Origin of the sequence: Streptomyces sp. F001 (genome assembly GCF_004187715.1) — a bacterium.
Classification (GTDB): Bacteria; Actinomycetota; Actinomycetes; order Streptomycetales; family Streptomycetaceae; genus Streptomyces; species Streptomyces flavusporus.
This window is the reverse complement of record NZ_QZWF01000002.1, coordinates 93,492-115,526: the sequence shown is the minus strand read 5'-3', so window position 1 is coordinate 115,526 and position 22,035 is coordinate 93,492. Positions and strand designations below refer to the sequence as shown.

Below are 22,035 nucleotides of genomic sequence, written 5' to 3'. Positions count from 1 at the left end.
TGTCACTTGGCAGGCGCAGGCGTACCGCAACGGCGGCAGGGATGCCGGGAGGCTGGGAACGTGGTCCGGAGCGGAGACGTTTTCGTCTGGGAGCGGGCGGGTCGGCCCGCCCCGCCGACGAGGGGAACGAGGACGTCAAGATGAGCGACAAGGCCCGGAAGCTGTTCGAGGCACTCGACCTCGACCAGAACGGGACCCTGACCCGCGAAGAGGTGATCACCGCCCTGCGCACGAAGGGCCCGTCTCTTGCCGCGTCGGGGGATCTGCCGTTTTGGGGCGTGGGCGACGCCGATGCCTCCTCCGCGCTGTTCGACGCCGCTGACCAGAACGGGGACGCGGTACTGACCCTGGAGGAGTTCGCGGCATTGGTCGACCGCCGTTTCGGCTGGCACTGACACCGGACCGGCCTCCGCTGCAGGCGGCGGGCCGGCGCGACACGCGATACGGGGCGCGAGTGGGGCCGGCCGCGTGCATGAACCGTACGTCGCACCGGGCCCCCTCTTGTCTCCGACGGCATGGCACCCGTACGCTCACCATCCATACCGACTGGATGGTATGTCCCGAAGGAGCCGCCGGAGATGAGCCGCATCAACCGCCAGGTGCGCCTGGCCGCACGCCCCGTGGAAGAGCCGCGGCCGACCGACTGGGAGCACGTCGAGGAGCCGACCGGGCAGCCGGGCGACGGGGAATTCCTGGTGCAGGTGCTCTGTCTGTCGATCGACCCGGCGATGCGCGGCTGGATGAACGCGGGCAGGTCCTACATCCGCCCGGTGGAGATCGGCGAGGTGATGCGCGCCGGCGCAGTGGGAAGGGTGATCGCCTCCCGGCACTCCGGGTTCGCGGTCGGCGACCATGTGTCGGGCTCGTTCGGCGTGCAGGAGTACTGCGTGTCGGACGGACTCGGCGTGACCAAGGTCGACCCGGCGATGGCCCCCTTGCCGACGTATCTCGGTGCTCTCGGCATGTCGGGACTGACGGCCTACTTCGGCCTGATCGACATCGGGCGTCCCGAGCCCGGCCAGACCGTCGTCGTCTCCGGAGCGGCGGGGGCGGTCGGCAGCGTCGTCGGGCAGATCGCCAAGATCCTGGGCTGCCGGGTCATCGGCATCGCCGGCGGCGAGGCCAAGTGCCGGCTGGTGGTCGACGAGTTCGGGTTCGACGCCGCGATCGACTACCAGAACGAGGACGTGCGCAAGGCGCTGCGCGAGCATGCCCCCGCCGGCGTCGACGTGTACTTCGACAACGTCGGCGGTGACGTTCTGGACGCCGTGCTGCTGCGGCTGGCGCGCGGTGCCCGTGTCGTCGTCTGCGGCGCGATCTCCCAGTACAACAGCACCAAGCCGCAAGGCCCTGCCAACTACCTGTCTCTGCTGGTGAACCGCGCCTCCATGACGGGCATGGTGGTGTTCGACTACGCCGACCGGTACGCCGAGGGCGTCGCACAGCTGGCCACGTGGCGGGCGGAGGGCCGGCTGAAGTCCCTTGAGGACGTGGTGTCCGGTGGAGTGGCGGCGTTCCCCGAAACCCTGATGCGGCTGTTCCGTGGTGAGAACCACGGCAAGCTGGTCCTGAAGATCGCGGACTGACGGGCGGAGGGGGAGGAATCCGGTGAAGGCACTGAGCTACCACGGCCGTCATGACATCCGCTACGGGGATGTCCCCGACCCGGCCGTCACCAGCCCCACCGACGCGGTCGTCCAGGTCACCACGGCCGGCATCTGCGGCAGTGACCTGCACATCTACGGTGGCAACCCGTTCAGCCCGGAACTGGGCTACACGCCGGGACACGAGTGCGTCGGTGTGGTGGTCGACACCGGCGGCCAGGTCACCCGCTTCAAGCCCGGCGACCGGGTTCTGGTGCCCGCCTCGGCCGGCTGCACCCTGTGCCGGTCGTGCGCGGCCGGGTTCACCGCCCGGTGCGAGCGCGCCAAGTCCAGCACGGAGCTCTGCTACGGAGTCAGCCCGCAGCTTCCGGGCAGCCAGGCCCAGGCGCTGGCGGTGCCGTACGCCGATGTCAATCTGGTGCACCTGCCCGAGGGCATCTCCGACGAGGCCGCCGTCGTCCTGACGGACAACGCGCCCACGGCCTGGTACGGCTGCCGCCGTGCCCGTATCCAGCCCGGTGAGACCGTCCTGGTCATCGGCCTCGGCCCGGTCGGCCTCATGGCCGCCCAGTCCGCCTTCGCGATGGGCGCCGCGCGGGTGCTGGGCACGGACCTGGTCGCGGAGCGCTGCGCCTTCGCCGCCACCCTGGGGGTCGAGCCGGTCGAGGGCGAGGACGCACGGACGGCCGTACGGGACATGACCGGCGGACGCGGGCCGGACGCCGTGGTGGAGGCCGTGGGCTCGGACGCCACCATCGATCTCGCCCTCAAGGCCGTCCGGCAGGCCGGCCGGGTCAGCGTCATCGGGGTCAGCCACAGCAAGGCGTTCCCTTTCCACATGGGATTGGCACAGGTCAAGGAACTGGAGTTCGCCATCGGGCTCTGCTCGATCCACTACGAACTCCCTCCCCTGATCGCCCTCACCCGGGCCGGCCGGATCAAGCCCGAGGTCGTGGTCTCCCACCGCTTCGCCCTCTCCGAAGGCCCGGCAGCGTACGAACTGTTCGCAGGCCGCTCCGACGGCGTCCGCAAGATCCTTCTCGACCCCACCCGCTGATTTTTTGCGCAGGGCCGCTTCGTCCGGGCGGTCCGCACCCTGCCGAGCTCGCCCGGTGTGCTCGCGGAGCGTGCCTACGGCTGCGCGGTGCCGTCGATCAGCTGCGAGACGCGGGTTGCGCCGGCGCGCACGGCATCCCCGAGCTGCCGATGCCGCTGCTCGAACAACTCCACAGGTATGGACGTGGCCAGGGCCCCCGCGACCTTCCCCCGTGAGCCGGGGCAGTCCCTGCTGCCGCAGGTGGTCACGACGCCGCTCGGCCGGCAACGACGACAACATGACCTTGCCGAAAGCCGTGGCGTGGGGAGCCTGGTGGAGCACACCGAGCACCCCGGGGTCACCTCGAGTTGCCGGCACAGGCGCCGGTGCAGGCCGGTGAGTTTGTACCCCAGCCCGTACCCGCGGGACTGGTGGAGCCTGACCAGACAGCCCTCGTGGACCAGGGTGTGCAGCAGGCGGTACGTCGTCAGGAGGGTGAGGCCCGCGCGCCGGGCGACGGCCTTGGCGGTGATGCCGTCACCGCCCGCCGCGACCGCCTCGAGCACCCGCAGAGCACGGCGGACCGATCCCCCCCGTACCGGGCACTTTCCAGGTGCGGGCGGCCTGCCGGTCACCGGCCGGCGCCGTAGGATCTGGTCGCCAAGGTCCTGGCCGGCGGGCACGAGTCGGCCACCGCCTGTTCGACGGCCGGCGTCGCTCGTGCCATTGCCGCCCCGCTCGACCGCACCGCCGGGCCTACCGGACCGGCCGCACGTGCCGACCGCCGTCACCTGCTGCAGGCCCGCAGCCGATCGACATACGTCCATGGAGAGAGTCTGATGATCTTCATCACCGCCAAGTTCCGAGTCCGTCCCGAGCATGCCGACCAGTGGCCGGAGATCACCGCCGACTTCACCGAAGCCACACGCCGGGAGCCCGGCTGCCTCTGGTTCGACTGGTCGCGAAGCGTGACGGACCCCACGGAGTACGTCCTGGTCGAGGCCTTCCGCGATGACGAAGCAGGCGCTGCTCACGTGCAGTCGGCGCACTTCAAGGCCGCACAGCAGACGCTGCCGCCGCATCTGGTCGAGACCCCTCGCATCGTGAACGCGAACGTTCCGCAGGACGACTGGTCGCTGCTGGGCGAGATGGCCGTTCCCGAGCAGGAGTAGCACGAGTGGGGCGCACTCCCCCGGAGTGACTGGGGTGCGGACTGCGGCGGCACCGTTACGCGCTACGACGCGTCTGCGGCTGTCTCTCCGCCGGCGCCGCCACAGCCGCTTCCCCGTGCCCTGCCGTGTGGGCGGCTCACGGCACTGCGTACCAACGCATGCCCCCGCGGAGCCGGTACGACGAAGCGCGCGGCGCCCGCACGGCCGATACTGAGGATGAGCCGCTGCAAGCCCAGGCACGCGGGGACGGGTGGGAGCGCCCGGCGCACCGCACTACGAGTCCCTCGAACGGTGCGAGGTTGATGGGGCGATGGACGACACATCCCTGACGACGCTCAGCGAGAGCCCGGAGGACCCCTTCTCGATCTACCAGTCGGCGTCCGCCGTCCTGGACGACCACGGGCGGGTCGTCGCCTGGAGCGAGCAGGCCACGAGCCTCCTCGGGCATCGGGCCGACGAGGTGCTGGGCCGGCCGCTGCGCGAGGTCCTGGTCGCCGATGGAGACGAGGCCCTGATCGCCGAGGCGGTCGCCGCGTGCCTGCGGGAGCGCGGCTGGTTCGGGCTGCTGCCGGTCCGGCATAGCGCAGGCCACCGCGTGTACGTGGGGTTCCGCGCCCGGAGGGTGCAGCGCCTGGACTCCACCGTCGAGTGGCTGCTCGTGGGCTCGCGCGCCGAGGACGTCGTCCAGTGGGAGGTCGACCGGGCCGTGCTGGACGGCTTCTTCCGCCGGTCCCCGGTCGGTGTCGCGGTTCTCGGCCCGGACCTGCGCCTGCTGCGGGTGAACCGGGCGATCGCCCGGTTCGGCGGGCTGCCGGCCGAGGCCTACCCCGGACTTCGCACCTCCGACTTCCTGCTCGGTCCGGACGCGCAGCTGGTCGAGGAACGGCTCCGGTCGGTCCTGGAGACGGGCCAGCCCGTGATCTTCGCCGAGCAGCCCTGCCGGCTGCAGCGGGACCCTCAGAAGGAACTGATCGTCTCCGTTTCCGCCTTCCGGATGCAGGACCCGTCCGGCCGGGTGCTCGGCGTCACCGAGATCATCGAGGATGTCACCGACCGCCACCGGGCCCGTCGGCGCCTCGCGCTGCTCAACGAGGCCGGCACCAGAATCGGGAGCACCCTGGATGTGGCCAGGACGGCGCGTGAGCTGGCCGAGGCGGCGGTTCCCGCGCTGGCCGACGCGCTCTCGGTGGATCTGCTGGAACCCGTGACCCATGGGGAGGAACCCGCCCCCGACGCCGTGGGCCCGCTGCGCAGGACGGCGGTCCGCAGCGTCCGGCCCGAGGCGCTGCAGGTGCTGTACCCGCTGGGCCATCTGTTCTCCTTCCCCGAACAGACCGCGCAGGGACGCTGCCTGGCCGAGCGGCGTTCGGTCCTTCAGCCCGCCGTGGAGGTCGACCGCGAATGGTTCCTGGTCGACCCTGAGCGGGCCGACAGGATGATCGCGCTGGGTGTCCACTCGCTGATGGTGGTGCCGCTGGCCGCGCGCGGTGTCGTCCTCGGCCTGGTCTGTTTCTGGCGGTGGCAGCGGCCCGAGCCGTTCGAGGAGGACGACCTCACCCTGGCGGAGGAGTTCGCCGCCCGGGCCGCGCTCTGCATCGACAACGCCCGCCGCTACACCCAGGAGCACCAGGCGGCCGTGGCCCTCCAGCGCAGCCTGCTGCCGAGCGAGGTACCCGAGCACCCGGCGGTCGACACCGCCCACCGCTACCTGCCCGCGCAGGCCTCCACCGGTGTCGGCGGCGACTGGTTCGATGTCATCCCGCTGTCGGGACTACGCGTCGCGCTGGTCGTCGGCGACGTCGTCGGCCACGGCATGCACGCGTCGGCGACCATGGGACGGCTGCGCGCCGCCGTGCACACCCTGGCCCATCTCGACCTGGCTCCGGACGAGGTCCTCGCCCGGCTCGACGACCTGGTGGATCATCTGGCCACCGAACAGCGGCAGGCCGACGCAGGCGCCCCCCAGATCGTCGGCGCCACCTGCCTGTACGCGATCTACGATCCGGTCTCCCGGCACTGCGCCATGGCCCGCGCGGGGCACCCGCCGCCGACCGTGCTGGGGCCGGACGGTCGGGTGCGCCTGATCGACCTGCCCGCCGGGCTGCCGCTGGGTGTGGGCGGGCTGCCGTTCGAGACCGCCGACCTCGAACTGGACGAGGGCAGTCTGCTCGCCCTGTGCAGCGATGGGCTGCTCCTGGCCGACCACCGGGACATCGACCAGGGCTTGGCACTGCTGCGCACCGTACTGGCCGGTCCGGCCCGCTCGTTGGAGCACACGTGCAAGGCGGTGGAGGACGCGATGCTGCCCGAGCGGCCCCCCGATGACGTCACGCTGCTGCTGGGCCGCACGCGGGTGCTGGCGGCGGAGAAGGTGGCCACGTGGGAGCTGTCGGCCGACCCCACTGCCGCCGGCCGGGCCCGGGCGCTGGTGACGGACCAGCTGACCGAGTGGGGGCTGGAGGAGCTCGCCTTCGTCACCGAACTGATCGTGAGCGAACTGGTCACCAACGCGTACCGGTACGCCGGCGGCCCGGTGCTGCTGCGACTGATCCGGCACACCCATCTCATCTGCGAGGTCTCGGACACCAGCAGCACCTCCCCCCACCTGCGCCAGGCCCGAAGCACCGACGAGGGCGGACGTGGCCTGTTCCTGGTGGCCCAGCTGTCCGAACGGTGGGGCACCCGCTACGGCCGCAACGGAAAGACCATCTGGGCCGAGCAACCACTGTCCACTGCCGCTCCGAACGCGCGTAACGGTGAAACCAGGCCTTCCTGACCTGCGCCGCCACGCTCCGCGAAGAGCACTGAGCGGCGTCGAGGATCCGCTGCCGGCTCGCTTGTCGCGCACGGCGCCGCCGAGAGCGGCCGGAGCCTCTGGCTGGTGGAGGCACTGTCCGAACGCTGCGGGGTCCACCGCATCCCGGACGGCGCGAAGGAACGGGGGCGGTCCGCAGGTGTCGGGCACCGACTCGGACCGCCCCCGTCGGCTCAGTTCGCCGGGGAACCGAATTCCTTGCGGGTGTCCACCGGCTTGCCGAACAGCTGCCACCGCTCGTCCTTGAACCGCATCAGCTGCATCGTCTCGATGGGGAAGGCGTCATCGGGCCCGGTGGAGAGGGTGACACCGGGCAGCAGCATGTCCACCTTGACGTCCTTGAGGTTGCGCACCGCGTCCCGCAGCCCCTCCCTGGTCGGGCACTCCATCGCGTCCAGGGCCTTGTGCAGGCTGGAGGCGGCGGCCCAGCCGTAGGCGTTGAACTGGTTGGCCGGGTCCGAGCCGGGCGCGTACTTGCTCAACGCGTCCTTGTACGTCTTCATCTCCGCGTCGTCGGCCCACTGCGGGTCGGCGGGGTCCTTGAAGTAGGTCGCCGAGACCACACCTTGGACGTTCTTGAATCCGACGGGCTTGAGCACCGTGGCGGACGAGGACACGTTGTTCACGATGTGCAGCGGGTTCCACTTGGTGTTCTTGGCATCGGCGGCGAGGGCCTGGCTGCCGAACTTGGGCGTGGTGATGTTGAGCAGCACATCGGCCTTGGAGCGGGCGAGGCTTGTCATCTGCGCCGACACGGAGGGGTCGGTGACCTCGTAGCTCTCCTCGGCAACCACCTTGATGCCCCCGCCGGCGACGGCCTCCTTGAACCCGCCGAGCAGATCCTTGCCGAAGTCGTCGTTCTGGTAGAGGACGGCGACCTTCGCCTTCGGCTTCTCCTCCTTGAGGTATTTGGCGTACACCCGTGCCTCGGACACGTAGTTGGGCTGCCAGCCCGTGGTCCACGGGTGCTTGTCGTCCGTACCCCAGACGGAGGCACCCGTGGCGACGAAGGGCTGCGGCACCTTCCGCTTGTTGAGGTAGTCCCACACGGCGGCTGTGGACGGGGTGCCCAGAGTCTGGAAGACGGCGAAGACCTTCTCCTGCTCTACCAGTCTGCGGGCCTCCTCGACCGCCTTGGGCGGCTGGTAGCCGTCGTCGCGCACGGTGAACTCCACCGTGCGGCCGTCGATGCCGCCCTTGTCGTTGACGTGCTTGAAGTAGGCGCTCACGCCCTTGCTGATCGTGCCGTACGCGGAGGCCGGTCCCGACAGCGGGTAGATTCCGCCGAGCTTGATGGTCTTGTCGGTGATGCCCGTGGTCTGTTGGCCCTGGCACGCGCCGTCGGCAGCGGCGTCCTTGTCGTCCTGCCCGCGCTGGGTGCTGCAGGCGGCGGCGAGGAGCAGGGCGGTGGATGCGGCCGCGGCCGTGGCCGCCCGCAGAGCGGTCGTCTTGCGCATGTGATTCATTCCTTTTCCGTGCGGGGCGGTGCGCCCACGGGTTCGGCATCGACAGGTGCGGGAGAGGCGGCGGGCAGCGGCGCCCCGGGCGCGGCCCGCCAGACCGGCCAGTCCCGTCGGAGCCACGAACATCACCGCGATGATCAGCAGGCCGAACACCACACCGGGCGCCGCGTCGCTGATGTCCTGGGCCACGCTCGGCACGTACATCACGAACGCCGCCCCGAGCAGCGGTCCGTACAGCGAGGCGAGGCCCCCGACCACCAGGCCGGCCAGCAGCGTGATGGACAGGACGAAGCTGAACGAGTCGGGTGAGACGAAGCCGATCACCCAGGTGTACAGACACCCGGCGACACCGGCGAAGCTCGCGCTCCACGCGAAGGCGAGGGTCTTGTGCAGGGACAGCCGTACGCCCATGACCTCCGCGGCGCTCTCGTTGTCCCGCAGGGCGAGCAGTGCCCGGCCGACGCGCGACCGCAGGAGGTTGCGGGCGAGCAGCAGGGCCACCACAGTGACGGCGAGGACGACGAGGTACATCCACTGGTCCTCGGCCAGCCCGCTCCACGCGGGCGGCTGCAGCTTGTCCACGGTCAGGCCCATGGAACCGCCCGTGACCGGTTCGAGCCGCTTGAGCAGCGGCGGCAGGAACACCGCGAACGAGAGGGTGACCAGGGCCAGGTACAGCCCGCGCAGGCGCAGGGCGGGCACTCCGAAACCGAGGCCCAGCAGGAAGCATCCGACGGCCGCGACGGGCAGGGTGGCCAGGTGGCCGGTGTCGTACCGGTCGAGCATGACCGCGGCCGTGTAGGCCCCGGCCGCGAAGAACGCCCCGTGCCCGAGCGAGATCTGCCCGCCGAACCCGACCAGCAGGTTGAGTCCGGCCAGCGCCACGGCGTACAGCAGGACCATGGTCAGCTGGAAGACCTGGAAGGGGGCGAAGTAGAACGGTGCGCCGACGGCTACTGCCACGGCGAGCAGCGCGGTGAGCGCGGCCCGCAGGCGCCGGGCACGGTCGGTGCCGAGGTTTGCGACGATCGTGCTCATGTGCGCTCCACCGCCGCTCGTCCGAACAGGCCCTGGGGCCGCATCAGCAGCACCGCCAGGATGATCACCAGGGGTACGCCCACCTTGAGATCGGCTCCGATCACGTCCACGTACGCCCCGGCCAGCGTCTCGGCGACGCCCACGAGCAGGCCGCCGACGACCGCGCCGACCGGGCTGTCGAAGCCTCCGAGGGTGGCCGCTGCGAAGGCGTAGATCAGTACCCCGCCCATCATGTTGGGCTCCAGGAACAGCACCGGGGCGACGAGCACGCCCGAGACCGCGCCGACCGTCGCGGCCAGCCCCCAGCCGAGCATCAGCACCCGGCCCACCCGGATGCCCGACAGCCGGGCGGAGACGGCGTTGCAGGCGGCCGCCCGCATCACCAGGCCGACGGAGGTGTGCTGGAACAGCAGGTACAGCAGGCCCATCACGAGGGCCACCACAGCGATGATCCCGAGCGTCGACCAGTCCACCCGCACCCCGGCCAGATCCATCCCGCCGTCGGGGAACGGCTGCGGGAAGTCCTTCACGGTGAACGACCAGATCAGACCGGCCAAGGCATTCACGAAGATGAACAGGCCGACCGTGACGATGACCGTCGTCAGCTCGGGCGCGTTCCGCACGGGACGGATGACGAGCCGTTCGACCAGCATGCCGCCGGCGAACGACACCACCAGGGTGACCGGCAGCGCAAGCCAGAACGACATCCCGGACGCCACGAGCTGCCACGCCACATAGGTGGAGATCATGGCGAGCTCGCCCTGGGCGAAGTTGACGATCCCGGTGAACCGGTGGATCAGCACCAGGGCCAGAGCCAGGCTGGCATAGACGGCGCCGGAGCCGACGCCTTCCACCACTTGCTGGAGTACCTCGGTCACGGCGCTCACCCGCCCTTCCCCGCGCGGACGGAGACACCGAGGTACACCTCGGCGACCTGTCCGTCCTCGCGGATCCGGTCGGCCGGTCCGGACAGCACCAGGCGGCCGGCCTCCAGTACGTGGGCCCGGTGCGCGACATCCAGTGCGAGCTGGGCGTTCTGCTCGACGACGACCACGGTGGTGCGTTCCTCCTCGTTGACGGCACGGACGATCTCGAACAACTCGCGGGTGACCAGCGGCGCGAGCCCCAGCGACGGCTCGTCCAGGAGCAGCAGCGAGGGCCGCAGCATCAGCGCCCTGCCGATGGCGAGCATCTGCTGCTCGCCGCCGCTGAGACTGCCGGCGGCCTGGCGGGACCGCTGACGCAGCTTGGGGAAGTAGCCGTAGATCCGTTCCAGGTCGGCCGCCACCGCCGCACGCTCGGCGCGGCCCCGCCGCCGTCGACCGGTGCGCACGTGGGCGCCGATGCGCAGGTTCTCCTCGACGGTCAGGTCGTTGAAGGTGCCCCGGCCCTCGGGCACGTGCGCCACGCCGAGCCGGGCGGCCTGCTCGGGCGAACGGCCCAGCAGCTCCGTACCGTTCAAGGTCACCGAGCCGCGTCCGCGGACCATGCCGCACAGGGCCCGCAGGGTTGTGGTCTTGCCCGCGCCGTTGGGTCCGAGGATCGCGCACACTTCGCCGCGTGCGACGGTGAAGTCCAGGCCTTGGAGCACGCGGGCCTGGCCGTATCCGGCGTGCAGGTCGGACACCTTCAGGAAGTCCGGCTCCGCACTCGCCCCGGCCTCGGTGGGACCGGTGGTCGCCTCGCTCATGCCGCCACCCCCAGGTACGCCTCGATGACCGCCGGGTCGCGCTGGATCTCCTCCGGCGGGCCTTCGGCGATCTTGCGCCCGAAGTCGAGACACACGACCTTGTCGCACAGGCCCATCACGAACCCCATGTGGTGTTCGACCACCACGAGCGTCAGGTCGAAGTCCTCGCGCACCGCCCGGACCAGATCCGCGAATTGGTCGACCTCGCCGTGGCTGAGACCGTTGACGGGTTCGTCGAGCAACAGCAGCCGGGGGCGTACCGCGAGCGCCCGGGCGAGTTCCACGCGTTTGAGGGTGCCGAACGGCAGCCCGGAGGCGGGGTGCTCGGCGACGTCCGCCAGGCCGAGCCGCCGTAGCAAGTCGTCCGCCTGGTCACGCAGTTCCCTCTCCTCCCGCCGGACGCGGGGCAGCCGGAGCGCCGCGGCGAAGTGACCGGTGCGCCCCCGGCTGTGGGCGCCGACCATGACGTTTTCCCGGACCGTGAGCCGCGGGAACAGTCCCAGGTTCTGGAAGGTGCGGGCGATACCGCGCCCGGCCACGGAGTGCGGCGGGAGGGCGAGCAGGTCCTCGTCCTCGAAGCGCACCGTTCCCGCATCAGGGCTGCAGCGCCTGGTGAGGCAGTTGAACAAAGTGGTCTTGCCGGCTCCGTTCGGTCCGATGAGCCCCACGGCGGTGCCCGGCTCGACGGTGAAGGCGACACCGTCCAGTGCCGTGATCCCGCCGAAGCGCACGCTGATACCGTCGACCGCGAGCATGAGTGACGCCCCTTCCGAGGTGCTGGGGGGTGAGCGAGCGTCACAGTAGGTGGGGGCCTTACGGCGGCACATTGGGTGCGAGCACCCAACTTCGCGGCCTCCGACTTGTGCGCCGCGCCCAGTTCCCCGGGGATCTCGCCCGCCGGGCCTGTTGACGGGACACGATGCGGACAGCGACGATCGGCGCCATGCCTCGCGGACCCGCCCTGGGCGCCCCCGCACTCTCCGAACCGCTCAGCCGGGAGCGGCACCGCATCCTGCACGCCGTCCAGGACCGGCTCGAGGAGGTCACGCAGACCGCCGTCGCGGTGATGCGCACGGAGATCCCGTCGTACGCCCTCCAGGACGAGCGGTTTTTCGACGACGTACGTGACCAGGTGCTCACGCACTACCGGATGCAGCTCGCGGCGCTGGCCGGCGACCGCGACATCGCCCCCGAGGACCTGGTCTTCAGCCGCGCGGCAGCCATGCGCAGGGCCCGCGCGGGGTTCGCTCTGGAGGACTGGATCAGCGCCTTCCGCGTCGGCCGGCAGGTGCTGTGGGACGCGCTGCTGGACTGCGCGGGCCCGTCCCCCGAGGCGCAGCAGGCCGCGCTGTCACTCGTCACCCCGCTGATGCGGTACGTCGACTACGCCAGCACCCATGCCGCGCAGGCCTACGTCGAGTACAAGCAGCACGTGGTCGCGGACGCGGACCGGGAGCGCCGGGACCTGCTGGACCAACTCCTGGCCGGCGCGGCACCGACGCGTGGCCCCCTGCTCGCCGCGGCCCAGGCGTACGGCATCGGGCCGCACTCGCCGATGATGGCGGTCGTGGCCGTGTGCGTCGACGACACCCGCACCGGCGACCTCACCTCCGCCGAGCACGGCTACGCGACCAGCGCGTCCCTCAGCGTCGCCGGGCCCTGGGCCGGCCGGACCCTGGTCGTCGTCCGCCATGGCCAGGTGGTGGCCGTGCCCGTGGTGCGCACCGGCATGGACCCGGAGGACATCTGTGCGCACTTCGGGGCCGTGCAGCGGCGGCTCGCGCGGGAGGGGACCATGCTCGCCATGGGCATCAGCACCGTCGCCCAGGGCGCCGGCGAACTGCCGCGCGCCTACGAGGAGGCCCGGGCCGCACTCGACCTCGTGCCGAGTGGGGGCGGGGTGGCGGCACTGCCGCGCCTGTCCCCCTTCGACTACCTTGCGCTGCGTGCCGACGACCTCGCCCGCCAGTTGGTCGATCCCCGTGTGCGTGCGCTGCTGGAGGAGGACCGAAGACGTGGCGATCCGCTGGCCGCCACCATACGGGCCTTCGCGGAGGCGGATCTCAACCTGCGGCTGGCCGCCGACCGGCTGCGGGTGCACCACAACACGGCGCACTACAGGCTGCGCCGGATCGAGGAACGTACCGGGCGCAATCCGCGCCGGATCGCCGACCTCCTGGAACTGCTGGTCGCCCTCGCCATCCGCGACGGGGACAGGGAAGACGGAGAACACCAGTGAGCGGAATCGTGGAGACGACCGGGACGCAGACGCCGCGTCAGCACCCGGACGGACAGGCGAAGTCGCGCCTGCCGGAAGCGGACGCCGAGCGGGACGGCTCCGTGCGGCACGCCCTGCTGAGCGCCGCCCTGGAGGTGTTCACCGAGCGCGGTTACACCGAGGCCGGTCTCAATGAGATCGCGACACGTTCCCACATCCCGCTGGGCAGCCTCTTCCAGCACTACGGCGGAAAGCGCGGCCTGTATCTCGCCCTCTGGGAGGAGTTCCGGGAGGAGCAGGAGCGCCGGACCGCGGCCACGCTGGCCGCCGAGCGTGACCGTGGCGTGGACGATCCCATCGCCCTCTTCGTCGCGGGAGCCAGGGCCTACCTGGAGGGTGCCTGGAACAGTCGGCGCCTCGCCATGCTCCTCGTGGAGGACGACGGCCCCGCCGGCTTCGACGCGCTGCGCCGCCAGTGGGACCGCGCCTGGGTACAGCGCAACGCCCGGCTCCTGGAGGTGGACGAGAAGCGACGTGTCGGCCGGGTTCGGGTGAGAGTGCTGACCACCGTCATCGGAGGGGCTGCGCGCGAGCTGGGCGACTGCGCGGACGAGAGGGAGGCCCGGGAGATCGTGGACGAGGTGTGCGGCATCCTCATCCACCTGTCGGCTCCGGCCGGCTGAACGCCCGGCGCCGGGCACGGCACCAAGGGTGCCGCACAGACGTGCGGGTGCGGCGGGGTGGCGGGTTGAGACAACGCTGCGCGGAGTGCGTATCGCTTCACGACGGATGTCGCCCGAGGAGGACTGCCGATGGGAATCCCCGACGCCGAACCGCGGCATGGCCGCACGTCCGGGGGCGGTCCCGCGCAGGAAATCCGGGACTCCTTCCAGGCCGTTCTGGACGCCTTGGACGCCGCACGGACCGACCTGCGCACGCTGGACCAGCAGCACCGTCGCCTCGGCGACACGGCCGAGGACAGCGCTGTTGCCGGTCACCTGCGCCGGATTCCGCAGGAAGTCGTGGCAGGGCCGCTGTGGTCACGCGGCACGCGACCAGCTGCGGACCGCAGAACCGGCCCACCTGCGGACACTCCCCGCTCCGCCATCCCGCAACCGTGGGATGCGCCTCCGGCCCCGCTCGTCGCCCCGCCCTCCGACGCGCCCGTGTCCCCGCAAGTCGTCCGCGCGCCCGAGCGGCAAGGAAGCGGAGGACTCCGACGACGCCGAGGATCTGGTCGCTTCATCGACCGGCGGCGCATCCGTGTCGCCGGAGCCCTCGGACTGGGCACCGTGAGCGGATTGATCGTCGGCGCGGCCCTGCTCGACAACGAGCACACCGCACCGGCGGAACCCCCCGCATCCATGGAGCAACCGGACCGGCCGCTTCCCGGCAGTTCCGCGCTCCCCCAGATCCCGGGCACCGGCGTGCTGCGCGAGGCGGACAGCGGCCACGGGGTGTACGAGTTGCAGGTGCGTCTGCTGCAGATCCCGGGCATCTACGACGGCGGCGCCGTCGACGGCCACTACGACGCGGAAGTCCGGCAGGCCGTAGCCCGATTCCAGGAGTGGTACGGCATCCGCGGGGACGAGAGCGGCGTCTACGGGGACAACACCCGCCACGCCCTCATGCTGCGCACGAAGTAGTGGCCGACAGCCATGCGGCGGACATCGGCTCATCCCCACGGCCTTCGTGCGGGACATCAAGCTAGCGGCCGAGGCCCTCGACCGCCACGGTGGCGGCCTTGGCGAGCAGGGCGTCGCGGCGCTCGGCGTCCTTCTTGTCACGGGTGGACAGGACCGCCATGACGATGGGGTTGCCGCCGTCGTCGGGCCACACCACGGCGATGTTGTTGCGTCCCCCGTATCCGGCGGTGCCGCTCTTGTCGGCCACGTCCCAGTCGTCGGGGACGCCCGCCCTGATGAGCGTCCGGCCGGTCATGTTCGTCGTCATCCACTGCCGCAGAAGCTCGCGTTCGTCCCGCTTCAGGGCGTCACCGAGCAGGAACGCCCGCAGGCTCCCCGCCATCGCTCGCGGGGTGCTCGTGTCGCGGATGTCACCCGGTGTGCCCTCGCTCATCTCCGTCTCGTACCGGTCCATCTCGGTGACGTCGTCGCCGAACTCCTCCAGCACCTTCTCCAGGCCGTCGGGCCCGCCGAGTTCGTCGAGGAGCAGGTTGACCGCCGTGTTGTCGCTGTACCAGAGGGTGGCGGCACACAGCCCCCGCAGGCTCATGCCGGTCTCTACGAAGTTCTCGGACACGGGCGAGTTCTCGACCAGGTCGTCGCGCGAGTACCTCACCACCTTGTCGATGCCGTCCGTCCCGTACTTGCGGAGGACGGCACCCGCCGCCAGCGCCTTGAACGTGGAGGCGTACGCGAACCGGTCGTCCGCCCGGTGGCCGACCGACCGGCCCGTGCCGGTGTCCAGGGCGTAGACACCGAGCCGCGCGTCGAACTCCCGCTCCAGTGCCCGGAACTCGGCAGTGGTGGGCTTCGTGCCCGCCGCCGGTGATGCGGACCGCGCCGCGCCGGCGGGTGAGCCGGCCCCGGACGCGGTGTGCTGACCGCACGCCGGAAGTGCGGCGAGCGCGAGCAGTCCGGCCGCCACCCAGGCGGCGCCCCGGCGGATGCGAAGCGGATGCGTCATGGAATGGACCTCCGAGCCGTCGAATGACATGGGGAACCTGCGAGCCCGGGGAAAGCCCTGGGCGTCGACCACTCTCCGGCCAGTGAGGTGCCGAGGTCCAAGACGCGGACGTTCGACTCCATGCTGTTTTGGCATAGTTGGGCTCATGGATCTTGTCGCGGCATGCCGGGCGTTCGTCAGTGTGAGCGAGCACGGCAGCTTCACGGTGGGCGCGGCGGCGGCCCGGACGGCCCAGTCCGTGGTGAGCCGCCGCGTCGCCGCGCTGGAACAACGCCTCGGCGAGCGGCTGCTCGACCGGTCCTCGCGGGCGGTGACGCTGACGCCCTTCGGCCGGGACATGCTGCCGACGGCGAAGCAACTCGTGCGGCTCGCCGACCGGTTCGAGCACGAGGCGGAGGCCGCGCGACGTCGGCCGCTACGGCTCGCCGTACCCGCCCTCTGCCCGACCGGTGCCCTCGCCCGCCTCATCGCCCAGGCGCACGAGCAGCACGTCCTCCTCGACCCGTTTCCCGCCGGGCCGGCCGAGCGGGCCGACCTCGTCACGTCCCGGCAGGTGCGCGCGGCGCTGCTCGCGGTGGCTCCCACCGAGGCGACCTGGATGGTGCCGCTGGGCCTGGCGGTCGCGCACGCCCCGGGCGGCGGGCCGATCTATCTGGACACCCTGCGCCCCGGCCGGGCCGACCGCGACCAGCGGCCCCGGCGTGTGTGGCTCCAGCCGGAGGACGACGTGCCGCACGTCCGGGACCGTCTCGCCCGGCTGCGCGACGCCGTCGGGCTGCTCCCGGCCCAGCTGGCCGTCGCACCGGCCGTGGCCGCCGCGGCGGACGTGCTCAGTCAGGGCGACGCACTGCTGTGCTCGGCCGCGCAGGCCCGCGAACTCCGCTTCCACTGGCGGCCCGTCGGCGAGCTGGGCCCCGGCTTCGCGCGGGGGTTCTCCCTGGCCGTGGCGGATGAGGCGGACGTCGACGCCGTCCGCGTACGCCGGGCGTGCGCGGACGGTATCAGCCGGTGCCTCGGCGCCACGGAGCGCTCGGAGGCAGCCGCATGACCACCAGTACCGAGAGACTGCTCGGGGATCTGCGCCGGGCCCTGCGCGACGGCGGGCTGTACGGCTCGTTCCTCGTCCGGGACCTGGAGACGGGTGACGAGATCGGTATCGACCCCGACATCGAGTTGCCCGTCGCGTCCCTGGTGAAGATCCCGCTCGCCCTGGTGACGCTGGAACGCATCCGGCGCGGGGAACTCGACGGCGCCACGGTGATCGAGGTGCCGCCGGGGCGCATCACCACTGCCGGTCCGACCGGCCTGAGCCGGTTCCGTCACGCCGCCCACATCGCAGTGGAGGACCTGCTCTACCTCACCCTCTGCATCAGCGACAACAGCGCCGCCGACGCTCTCTTCGAACTCACGCCGCCCGACCGGGTCGGGGCGGTGCTGCACGAGTTGAGGCTGCGCGGCATCGCAGTCCGGCACACCATGCGCGAGCTGATGGAAACCCCGGTGGAGCGTTTCGACCCGGCGGACGTGCACCTCGCGCACGCCCTCGCGATCGACGCCGGCACCCCGGGGCGCGGCCACCGGGTGCCGCAGCTCGACATCTCGCGCGCCAACACCGGGACGGCACGGGCCTTCGTCGACCTCCTTCAGGCCCTCTGGCGGTCGCGGCCCGGAACCGAGAGCGCCGAGCCCCCGACGATGCCCTCGGCGATCCACCCCGACGTCGCGGCACGGGTACGCGGCTTCATGGCCAACAACCTCGTGCGCAACCGCCTCGCCCCGGACTTCGACTCCGACGCCTCCACCTGGTCGTCCAAGACCGGCATGCTGCTCAACCTGCGCCACGAGGTGGGCGTCGTCGAACACGCCGACGGCCAGATCTACGCGATAGCCGTCCTGACCGAGTCGCGGGTGGCCGCCGGCCGACAGCCTGGCGCCGACGCCCTCATGGGCCAAGTCGCCCGGCGGCTGCGCGACGAGCTCCGTTCGAGGTGGGGCTAGGTGTTCTGTCCACGGAGGTCGGTGACGGTGACGCCGTTGCGGGTTCGGGCGGGCAGAACTCGGCCGAGACGACGTTCTTGCCGCCACCGACCCAGTCGCCGTTGAAGTTCAGAGCGATCATGTGCCGCCCGTCCTTGGTGCCGAAGGCCTGTGTCGAGGAGCCGTGGATACCGCCGGAGTGGCCCCAGACCTTGATCCCGCAGGTCGTCTCGTACTCGATGAGGCCCAGGCCGTAACGCTGGCGCGGCAGGTTGCCCTCGGTCGAGACCGTGGTCGTCATCTGCCGGAGCTGGGCGGGGCGCAGCAGCCTGCCGCCGAAGAGGGCGGTGTAGAAGCGGTTGAGGTCGGCGGAGTTGGTGACCATCTCGCCCGCCGCCCAGGCCCAGGACGGGTTGAGTTCGGTCACGTCGTAGGTCTTCCCCGGGTCCTCCGTGAAGGTGGAGTAGTGCCGGGTGGGCGCGGGGACATGCGGGTCGGTGCCGGGGAAGTACGTGGCGCGCATCGCGAGCGGCCTGGTGATGCGCCGCTCGATCTCCTCGGCGTAGGGCCTGCCGGTCAGCTTCTCGATGATCAGCCCCAGCAGGAGGTAGTTGGTGTTGGAGTACTTCCAGGAGGTGCCGGGTTCGAACTGGGGCGGGTTCTGCAGGGCGAGGGCGATGACCTGCTGTGGAGTCCAGTCGTCGTAGCGGGACTCGAGGAACTCGATGCCCAGCACCTTCTTCGAGAACGCGGCGTCCTCGGTGAAGTTGAAGATGCCGCTGGTGTGGTTCATCAGCTGACGGACGGTGATCTTCGTGCCGTCGTGACCGTTCCCCCGCACCAGGCCGGGGAGGTAGTGGTCGACCGTGGCATCGAGATCGGCCTTCCCTTCCGCCTGGAGCTGGAGCAGGACGGTCGCCACCAGCGTCTTGGTGACGCTTCCCGCGCGGAACCGGTCGCCGTTGCCGCGGGGCTGCTGTGTGGAGAGGTCGGCGACGCCCGAGGTGCCCTTCCATCCCCCGCGGGTGTCGCGTGCTTCGGCCACGACACCCGGTACGCCCGCGGCGACGGCAGCGTCCATGGCGGCCTGGGTGGCAGCGTGCCGGGACTCCCGCGTCTCAGCAGCGGTCACCGTGCCGCCGGCCGCGGCCGCAGGCGTCGTCAGCAGGGCCGATCCTGCCGCTGCGATCGCTGTCACGCCCAGCAGCGTCCTCCGTGTCCGGCGTGTCGACATGTGCACCAACCCTCTCTCGGCCTGCGGGACACGCATCGTGCCGACCACCCCTAACCGGCCACCAACACCCCGCCAACGGCGGTGATGTGACGTTGAACCCGGCCCGTTACTGAACGAAGATGATGTTCTTCGATCGATGCCGGACGCCGGACGTTCGGTGTTCGGCGTCCGACGCGGGGAGGGCCGGTGAGGTTCGCAGTACTGGGATCGCTGACGACCATCGACGACGACGGCGTGGCCGTCGCCCTCGGCGGATCGAAACCCCGCTCGTTGCTCGCCGTACTGCTGCTGGAACCGAACCGCACGGTGCCGCTGGACACGGTGATGGCGGTGTTGTGGGGCGAGGAGCCACCGCCGACGGCCACCGCCTCGCTGCACAACCACGTCGCCCGGCTGCGGCGAAGCCTCCACGACGCCGACGGCACACGGCTGCGCACCATGCCTCACGGGCTCGAAATGCACGTCGGCGAGGGTGAGTTGGACCGTGACGTGTTCGAACAGCGGGTACGCCGAGCGCAGGAGGCCCGCAACCGGGAGGACTGGGAGGTGGTGGAGCGGGACGCCGGTGCCGCCCTGGCGCTGTGGCGCGGCGCACCGTTCGCCGATGTGCCCGCCGTCGCCGGCCACCCCGTGGCGACGTTCCTCCAGGAGCAGCGGTTGCAGGCGCTCGAATGCCGCTTCGAGGCTCTCCTGCACCTCGACCGCCTCGACGGGCTCGCCGCCGAACTGGGCGTCCTGGTCAAGGAGCATCCGTTCCGGGAGACGCTGCACCGCCAGCTGATGCTCGTCCTCGGCCGCACGGACCGCCGGGCCGAAGCGCTGGCACTCTTCCGGTCGCTGCGCCGGAGCCTGGTCGAAGAACTCGGGGTGGAGCCCGGCCCCGCCGTCCAGGAAGCCCACCGGGAGGTGCTGCTCCGCAGCGCGGCCGTCCCGCACCGCGCATCACCCGCCGCTCCGGCGGCCGGCCCGCGGCCCCCGTCGGCGGGGACGCCCCCGCGGCTGGCGCAGCTTCCCGCGCCGCCCGGTGAGTTCGTCGGCCGTGCCGAGCACATGGCCGAGATCCGTACGGAGCTGGAATCCGGTCGCAGCCGCACTGCACTCGCCGTGATCAGCGGAATGCCGGGCGTGGGCAAGACGGGCCTCGCCCTGCACATCGCGGAACAGCTCCGGCATGCGTTCCCCGACGGCCAGCTGTATCTCAACCTCCACGGAGCCACACCCGGCGTGGCCCCCCTCGAACCCGCCGACGCCCTCGCCGTTCTCCTGCACGGCCTCGGGGTGGACACCCGGCGGATCCCGTGCGATGTGGAGGCCGCCTCCGCCCTGCTGCGCTCCGCGCTCGCCCCCACCCGCACGCTGCTCGTCCTCGACGACGCGGCCTCGGTGAGCCAGATACGTCCGCTGCTGCCGGCCGGCGCCGGCTGCGCCGTACTGCTGACCAGCAGACGGCCGCTGGCCACCCTGGGAGCCGCCACGCATGTCCGGCTCGAACCGCTCTCACCGCCGGACAGCGCCCTCCTGCTGGAGCAGGCCTCAGGCCGGTCCTGGGCCGCGTCCGACGCCGAACCGGTCGCCCGGCTCGTGGCTCTGTGCGGCCACCTGCCCCTGGCGCTGCAGGTCTCCGCAGCCCGTCTGAGGAGCCGGCGAACCCTTCCGGTGGAGAAATTGGTCGAACGCCTCGCCCGGCAGGAGGACCGCCTGGACCATCTCGAACTGGAGGACCTCAGCGTGCGCCGATCCCTGATGGCGGCCCATGAGGCGCTCCTGGGCTCGGACGATCCGCGCGACGGTGACGCCGCCGCGGCCCTGGTCCTCATCGGTGCGCTGGACCTGCCCGAGTACGGGGCACCGCTGATGGCCACCGCCATGGACTGCACGGAGCGCAGCGCCGAGAGGACCCTGGACCGTCTTGCGGAGGTGGCGCTGCTCCAGGAAGTGGGCTGGGGCCGCTACGCCCCGCACGACCTGATCCGCGACTTCGCCCGGGAACTCGCCGGCCGGCCGGGTGAGCAGGCCCGGAACGCCGATGCCGTCGAACGGTCCCTGCGCTGGTACCAGGAACGGCTCGCACACTGCGCCGCGGCCCTGCGGCCGGGGACCGGGCGAGCGCCCGAGCACGCCGGGGGCCGGACCGGCACGGTCTTCGCCGATACGGCGGCGGCACTCGCCTGGGGTGCCGCGGAAGCGCCGAACCTGCTGGTCCTGGCCGGCTCCGGTGCGCACGGACGCCTGGGCCCGACCCGCACCCTGGAGCTGATCAATGCCTTGTTCCCCTACCTGCACGACCGCGGCCGGGTGCAGGATCTCGAACGGCTGACGCGGCACGCCATCACCCTTGCCAGGTCCAGCGGCAACACCGCGGCCGAAGGCCGGGCGCTGGGCCACCTCGCCTCCGCGTACTACTCGGCCGGACACGTCCGACAGGCACTGCTGCTTCTGGACGAAGCCGTGGAGCTCAGCGAGCACCTCGCCGACGACGTGGCCCGGATGTGTCACCTCGGCAACCGGGCCGCGCTGCTGCGCGAACTCGACCAGGACGCTGATGCCCGAGCAACGCTGGCACGGTGTCTCGCCCTGCGCCCCGACCACCTCGCACCCGGCGAGGAAGCGATGCTCCTCGGGCACCAGGGGTACGTGGCCGAACTCACCGACCTGCGCTCGGCCCTCTCGTACCACCTGCGCAGCAGGGAACGTGCCCGGGAGGCCGGCAGCGCCGTGATCGAGCAGGTCGCCCTGTGCAACATGGGCCGCACCCACCTGGGTCTCGGCGAGCCCGCCCGGGCCCTGCAGAGCTTCGAAGAGGCGCTGCGCGTCATGGCGGCCGACGGGGCGCACTGGAACGCGGAGCGGGAGACGCGCCTGGGCCAGGCCCAGGCCCTGCGGGCGCTGGGCCGGCTCGGAGAAGCCGGGGAAGTGTGCACGGCGCTGCTCCAGGAAGCCGCCACGCGCGGCGACTCCTACGGTCGGGGCCTCGCCGAGTACGAGTTCGGGCACGTCCTGAGAGCACTCGGGGACGAACGGGCGGCCCTGAGCCGATGGGGCAGCGCACTGTCCGCCCTGGAAGGAACGGACGCGCAGGTACTCGCCGACCTGCGTGCCCTCACCTCTGCCCCGACGGTCGCTGCCGACGGCTGACCGC

General features: G+C 71.5%; 18 protein-coding genes. 11 read left to right on the top strand and 7 right to left on the bottom strand.

Annotated features, from left to right (window positions below; genetic code table 11):
* Window positions 1-140: 140 nt before the first annotated feature.
* From StrepF001_RS08125 to StrepF001_RS08115, 3 genes are all read left to right on the top strand, one after another.
* Window positions 141-395, top strand: a complete 255-nt coding sequence (locus StrepF001_RS08125) for an EF-hand domain-containing protein (RefSeq protein ID WP_129796391.1) — start codon at window positions 141-143, stop codon at window positions 393-395.
* Between the two features lie 183 nt (window positions 396-578).
* Entirely contained in the window at window positions 579-1,586 is a 1,008-nt protein-coding gene (locus tag StrepF001_RS08120) for an NADP-dependent oxidoreductase (protein ID WP_206306795.1), read from the top strand.
* Window positions 1,587-1,608: 22 nt separating this feature from the next.
* Window positions 1,609-2,661, top strand: a complete 1,053-nt coding sequence (locus StrepF001_RS08115; RefSeq protein WP_129797624.1) for an alcohol dehydrogenase catalytic domain-containing protein — start codon at window positions 1,609-1,611, stop codon at window positions 2,659-2,661.
* 74 nt (window positions 2,662-2,735) lie between these two features.
* On the opposite strand, the gene StrepF001_RS49430 is transcribed toward StrepF001_RS08115, so the two are convergent.
* Entirely contained in the window at window positions 2,736-3,467 is a 732-nt protein-coding gene (locus tag StrepF001_RS49430) for a helix-turn-helix domain-containing protein (protein ID WP_206306794.1), read from the bottom strand.
* A 12-nt stretch (window positions 3,468-3,479) separates the two neighbouring features.
* On the opposite strand from StrepF001_RS49430, the gene StrepF001_RS08105 reads away from it, so the two are divergent.
* Together StrepF001_RS08105 and StrepF001_RS08100 are read left to right on the top strand one after the other, a co-directional pair.
* A complete protein-coding gene (locus tag StrepF001_RS08105) occupies window positions 3,480-3,812 on the top strand; it encodes a putative quinol monooxygenase (RefSeq protein WP_129796392.1) in 333 nt (110 codons plus the stop codon).
* Window positions 3,813-4,122: 310 nt separating this feature from the next.
* A complete protein-coding gene (locus StrepF001_RS08100) occupies window positions 4,123-6,588 on the top strand; it encodes a SpoIIE family protein phosphatase (RefSeq protein ID WP_129797623.1) in 2,466 nt (821 codons plus the stop codon).
* Window positions 6,589-6,800: 212 nt separating this feature from the next.
* Here StrepF001_RS08100 and StrepF001_RS46295 read toward each other — a convergent pair whose 3' ends face one another.
* The 4 genes from StrepF001_RS46295 to StrepF001_RS08075 are packed head-to-tail and all read right to left on the bottom strand — an operon-like array spanning window position 6,801 to window position 11,573.
* Complete coding sequence (locus StrepF001_RS46295; RefSeq protein WP_206306793.1) at window positions 6,801-9,128, bottom strand: ABC transporter substrate-binding protein; 2,328 nt, start codon at window positions 9,126-9,128, stop codon at window positions 6,801-6,803.
* Window positions 9,125-10,006: a branched-chain amino acid ABC transporter permease gene (locus tag StrepF001_RS08085; RefSeq protein ID WP_129798380.1), complete on the bottom strand. Its 882-nt coding sequence runs from the start codon at window positions 10,004-10,006 to the stop codon at window positions 9,125-9,127. The genes StrepF001_RS46295 and StrepF001_RS08085 overlap by 4 nt, the downstream gene beginning before the upstream one ends.
* A 5-nt stretch (window positions 10,007-10,011) precedes the next feature.
* The gene (locus StrepF001_RS08080) at window positions 10,012-10,818 is read right to left on the bottom strand and encodes an ABC transporter ATP-binding protein (RefSeq protein WP_129797622.1); all 807 of its coding nucleotides are present in this window, start codon (window positions 10,816-10,818) and stop codon (window positions 10,012-10,014) included.
* The gene (locus StrepF001_RS08075) at window positions 10,815-11,573 is read right to left on the bottom strand and encodes an ABC transporter ATP-binding protein (RefSeq protein WP_165396195.1); all 759 of its coding nucleotides are present in this window, start codon (window positions 11,571-11,573) and stop codon (window positions 10,815-10,817) included. The genes StrepF001_RS08080 and StrepF001_RS08075 overlap by 4 nt, the downstream gene beginning before the upstream one ends.
* Window positions 11,574-11,761: 188 nt before the next feature.
* On the opposite strand from StrepF001_RS08075, the gene StrepF001_RS08070 reads away from it, so the two are divergent.
* From StrepF001_RS08070 to StrepF001_RS47340, 3 genes are all read left to right on the top strand, one after another.
* Entirely contained in the window at window positions 11,762-13,057 is a 1,296-nt protein-coding gene (locus StrepF001_RS08070) for a helix-turn-helix domain-containing protein (RefSeq protein ID WP_129797620.1), read from the top strand.
* On the top strand, window positions 13,054-13,719 hold the full coding sequence (locus StrepF001_RS08065) for a TetR/AcrR family transcriptional regulator (protein ID WP_206306792.1): 666 nt from the start codon (window positions 13,054-13,056) through the stop codon (window positions 13,717-13,719). Before StrepF001_RS08070 ends, StrepF001_RS08065 begins: the two co-directional genes overlap by 4 nt.
* A 129-nt stretch (window positions 13,720-13,848) precedes the next feature.
* The gene (locus StrepF001_RS47340) at window positions 13,849-14,682 is read left to right on the top strand and encodes a peptidoglycan-binding domain-containing protein (RefSeq protein ID WP_240797330.1); all 834 of its coding nucleotides are present in this window, start codon (window positions 13,849-13,851) and stop codon (window positions 14,680-14,682) included.
* A 61-nt stretch (window positions 14,683-14,743) separates the two neighbouring features.
* Here StrepF001_RS47340 and bla read toward each other — a convergent pair whose 3' ends face one another.
* Window positions 14,744-15,685: a class A beta-lactamase gene (gene bla / locus StrepF001_RS08055; RefSeq protein WP_129797619.1), complete on the bottom strand. Its 942-nt coding sequence runs from the start codon at window positions 15,683-15,685 to the stop codon at window positions 14,744-14,746.
* Window positions 15,686-15,830: 145 nt separating this feature from the next.
* Between bla and StrepF001_RS08050 the strand changes: the two genes are divergently transcribed.
* Together StrepF001_RS08050 and StrepF001_RS08045 are read left to right on the top strand one after the other, a co-directional pair.
* On the top strand, window positions 15,831-16,733 hold the full coding sequence (locus StrepF001_RS08050; protein WP_129797618.1) for a LysR family transcriptional regulator: 903 nt from the start codon (window positions 15,831-15,833) through the stop codon (window positions 16,731-16,733).
* Window positions 16,730-17,683 carry a serine hydrolase gene (locus StrepF001_RS08045; protein ID WP_129796398.1) on the top strand — a complete coding sequence of 318 codons (954 nt, stop codon included), beginning with the start codon at window positions 16,730-16,732 and terminating at the stop codon, window positions 17,681-17,683. The genes StrepF001_RS08050 and StrepF001_RS08045 overlap by 4 nt, the downstream gene beginning before the upstream one ends.
* Here the strand turns inward: StrepF001_RS08045 and StrepF001_RS08040 are convergent.
* On the bottom strand, window positions 17,628-18,866 hold the full coding sequence (locus StrepF001_RS08040) for a beta-lactamase family protein (protein ID WP_240797456.1): 1,239 nt from the start codon (window positions 18,864-18,866) through the stop codon (window positions 17,628-17,630). The two genes, StrepF001_RS08045 and StrepF001_RS08040, sit on opposite strands and share 56 nt — an antisense overlap.
* A 216-nt stretch (window positions 18,867-19,082) precedes the next feature.
* Here StrepF001_RS08040 and StrepF001_RS08035 point away from each other — a divergent pair, with 216 nt between their 5' ends.
* Window positions 19,083-22,031 carry a BTAD domain-containing putative transcriptional regulator gene (locus StrepF001_RS08035; protein ID WP_129797617.1) on the top strand — a complete coding sequence of 983 codons (2,949 nt, stop codon included), beginning with the start codon at window positions 19,083-19,085 and terminating at the stop codon, window positions 22,029-22,031.
* Window positions 22,032-22,035 lie beyond the last annotated feature (4 nt).

Bases quoted from the DNA above. Each gene is read 5' to 3' on its own strand.
- StrepF001_RS08125 (WP_129796391.1), top strand. From the start codon at position 141: ATGAGCGACAAGGCCCGGAAGCTGTTCGAGGCACTCGACCTCGACCAG.
- StrepF001_RS08120 (WP_206306795.1), top strand. From the start codon at position 579: ATGAGCCGCATCAACCGCCAGGTGCGCCTGGCCGCACGCCCCGTGGAA.
- StrepF001_RS49430 (WP_206306794.1), bottom strand. From the start codon at position 3,467: ATGGACGTATGTCGATCGGCTGCGGGCCTGCAGCAGGTGACGGCGGTC.
- StrepF001_RS08105 (WP_129796392.1), top strand. From the start codon at position 3,480: ATGATCTTCATCACCGCCAAGTTCCGAGTCCGTCCCGAGCATGCCGAC.
- StrepF001_RS08100 (WP_129797623.1), top strand. From the start codon at position 4,123: ATGGACGACACATCCCTGACGACGCTCAGCGAGAGCCCGGAGGACCCC.
- StrepF001_RS46295 (WP_206306793.1), bottom strand. From the start codon at position 9,128: ATGAGCACGATCGTCGCAAACCTCGGCACCGACCGTGCCCGGCGCCTG.
- StrepF001_RS08080 (WP_129797622.1), bottom strand. From the start codon at position 10,818: ATGAGCGAGGCGACCACCGGTCCCACCGAGGCCGGGGCGAGTGCGGAG.
- StrepF001_RS08075 (WP_165396195.1), bottom strand. From the start codon at position 11,573: ATGCTCGCGGTCGACGGTATCAGCGTGCGCTTCGGCGGGATCACGGCA.
- StrepF001_RS08070 (WP_129797620.1), top strand. From the start codon at position 11,762: ATGCCTCGCGGACCCGCCCTGGGCGCCCCCGCACTCTCCGAACCGCTC.
- StrepF001_RS47340 (WP_240797330.1), top strand. From the start codon at position 13,849: ATGGGAATCCCCGACGCCGAACCGCGGCATGGCCGCACGTCCGGGGGC.
- bla (WP_129797619.1), bottom strand. From the start codon at position 15,685: ATGACGCATCCGCTTCGCATCCGCCGGGGCGCCGCCTGGGTGGCGGCC.
- StrepF001_RS08050 (WP_129797618.1), top strand. From the start codon at position 15,831: ATGGATCTTGTCGCGGCATGCCGGGCGTTCGTCAGTGTGAGCGAGCAC.
- StrepF001_RS08045 (WP_129796398.1), top strand. From the start codon at position 16,730: ATGACCACCAGTACCGAGAGACTGCTCGGGGATCTGCGCCGGGCCCTG.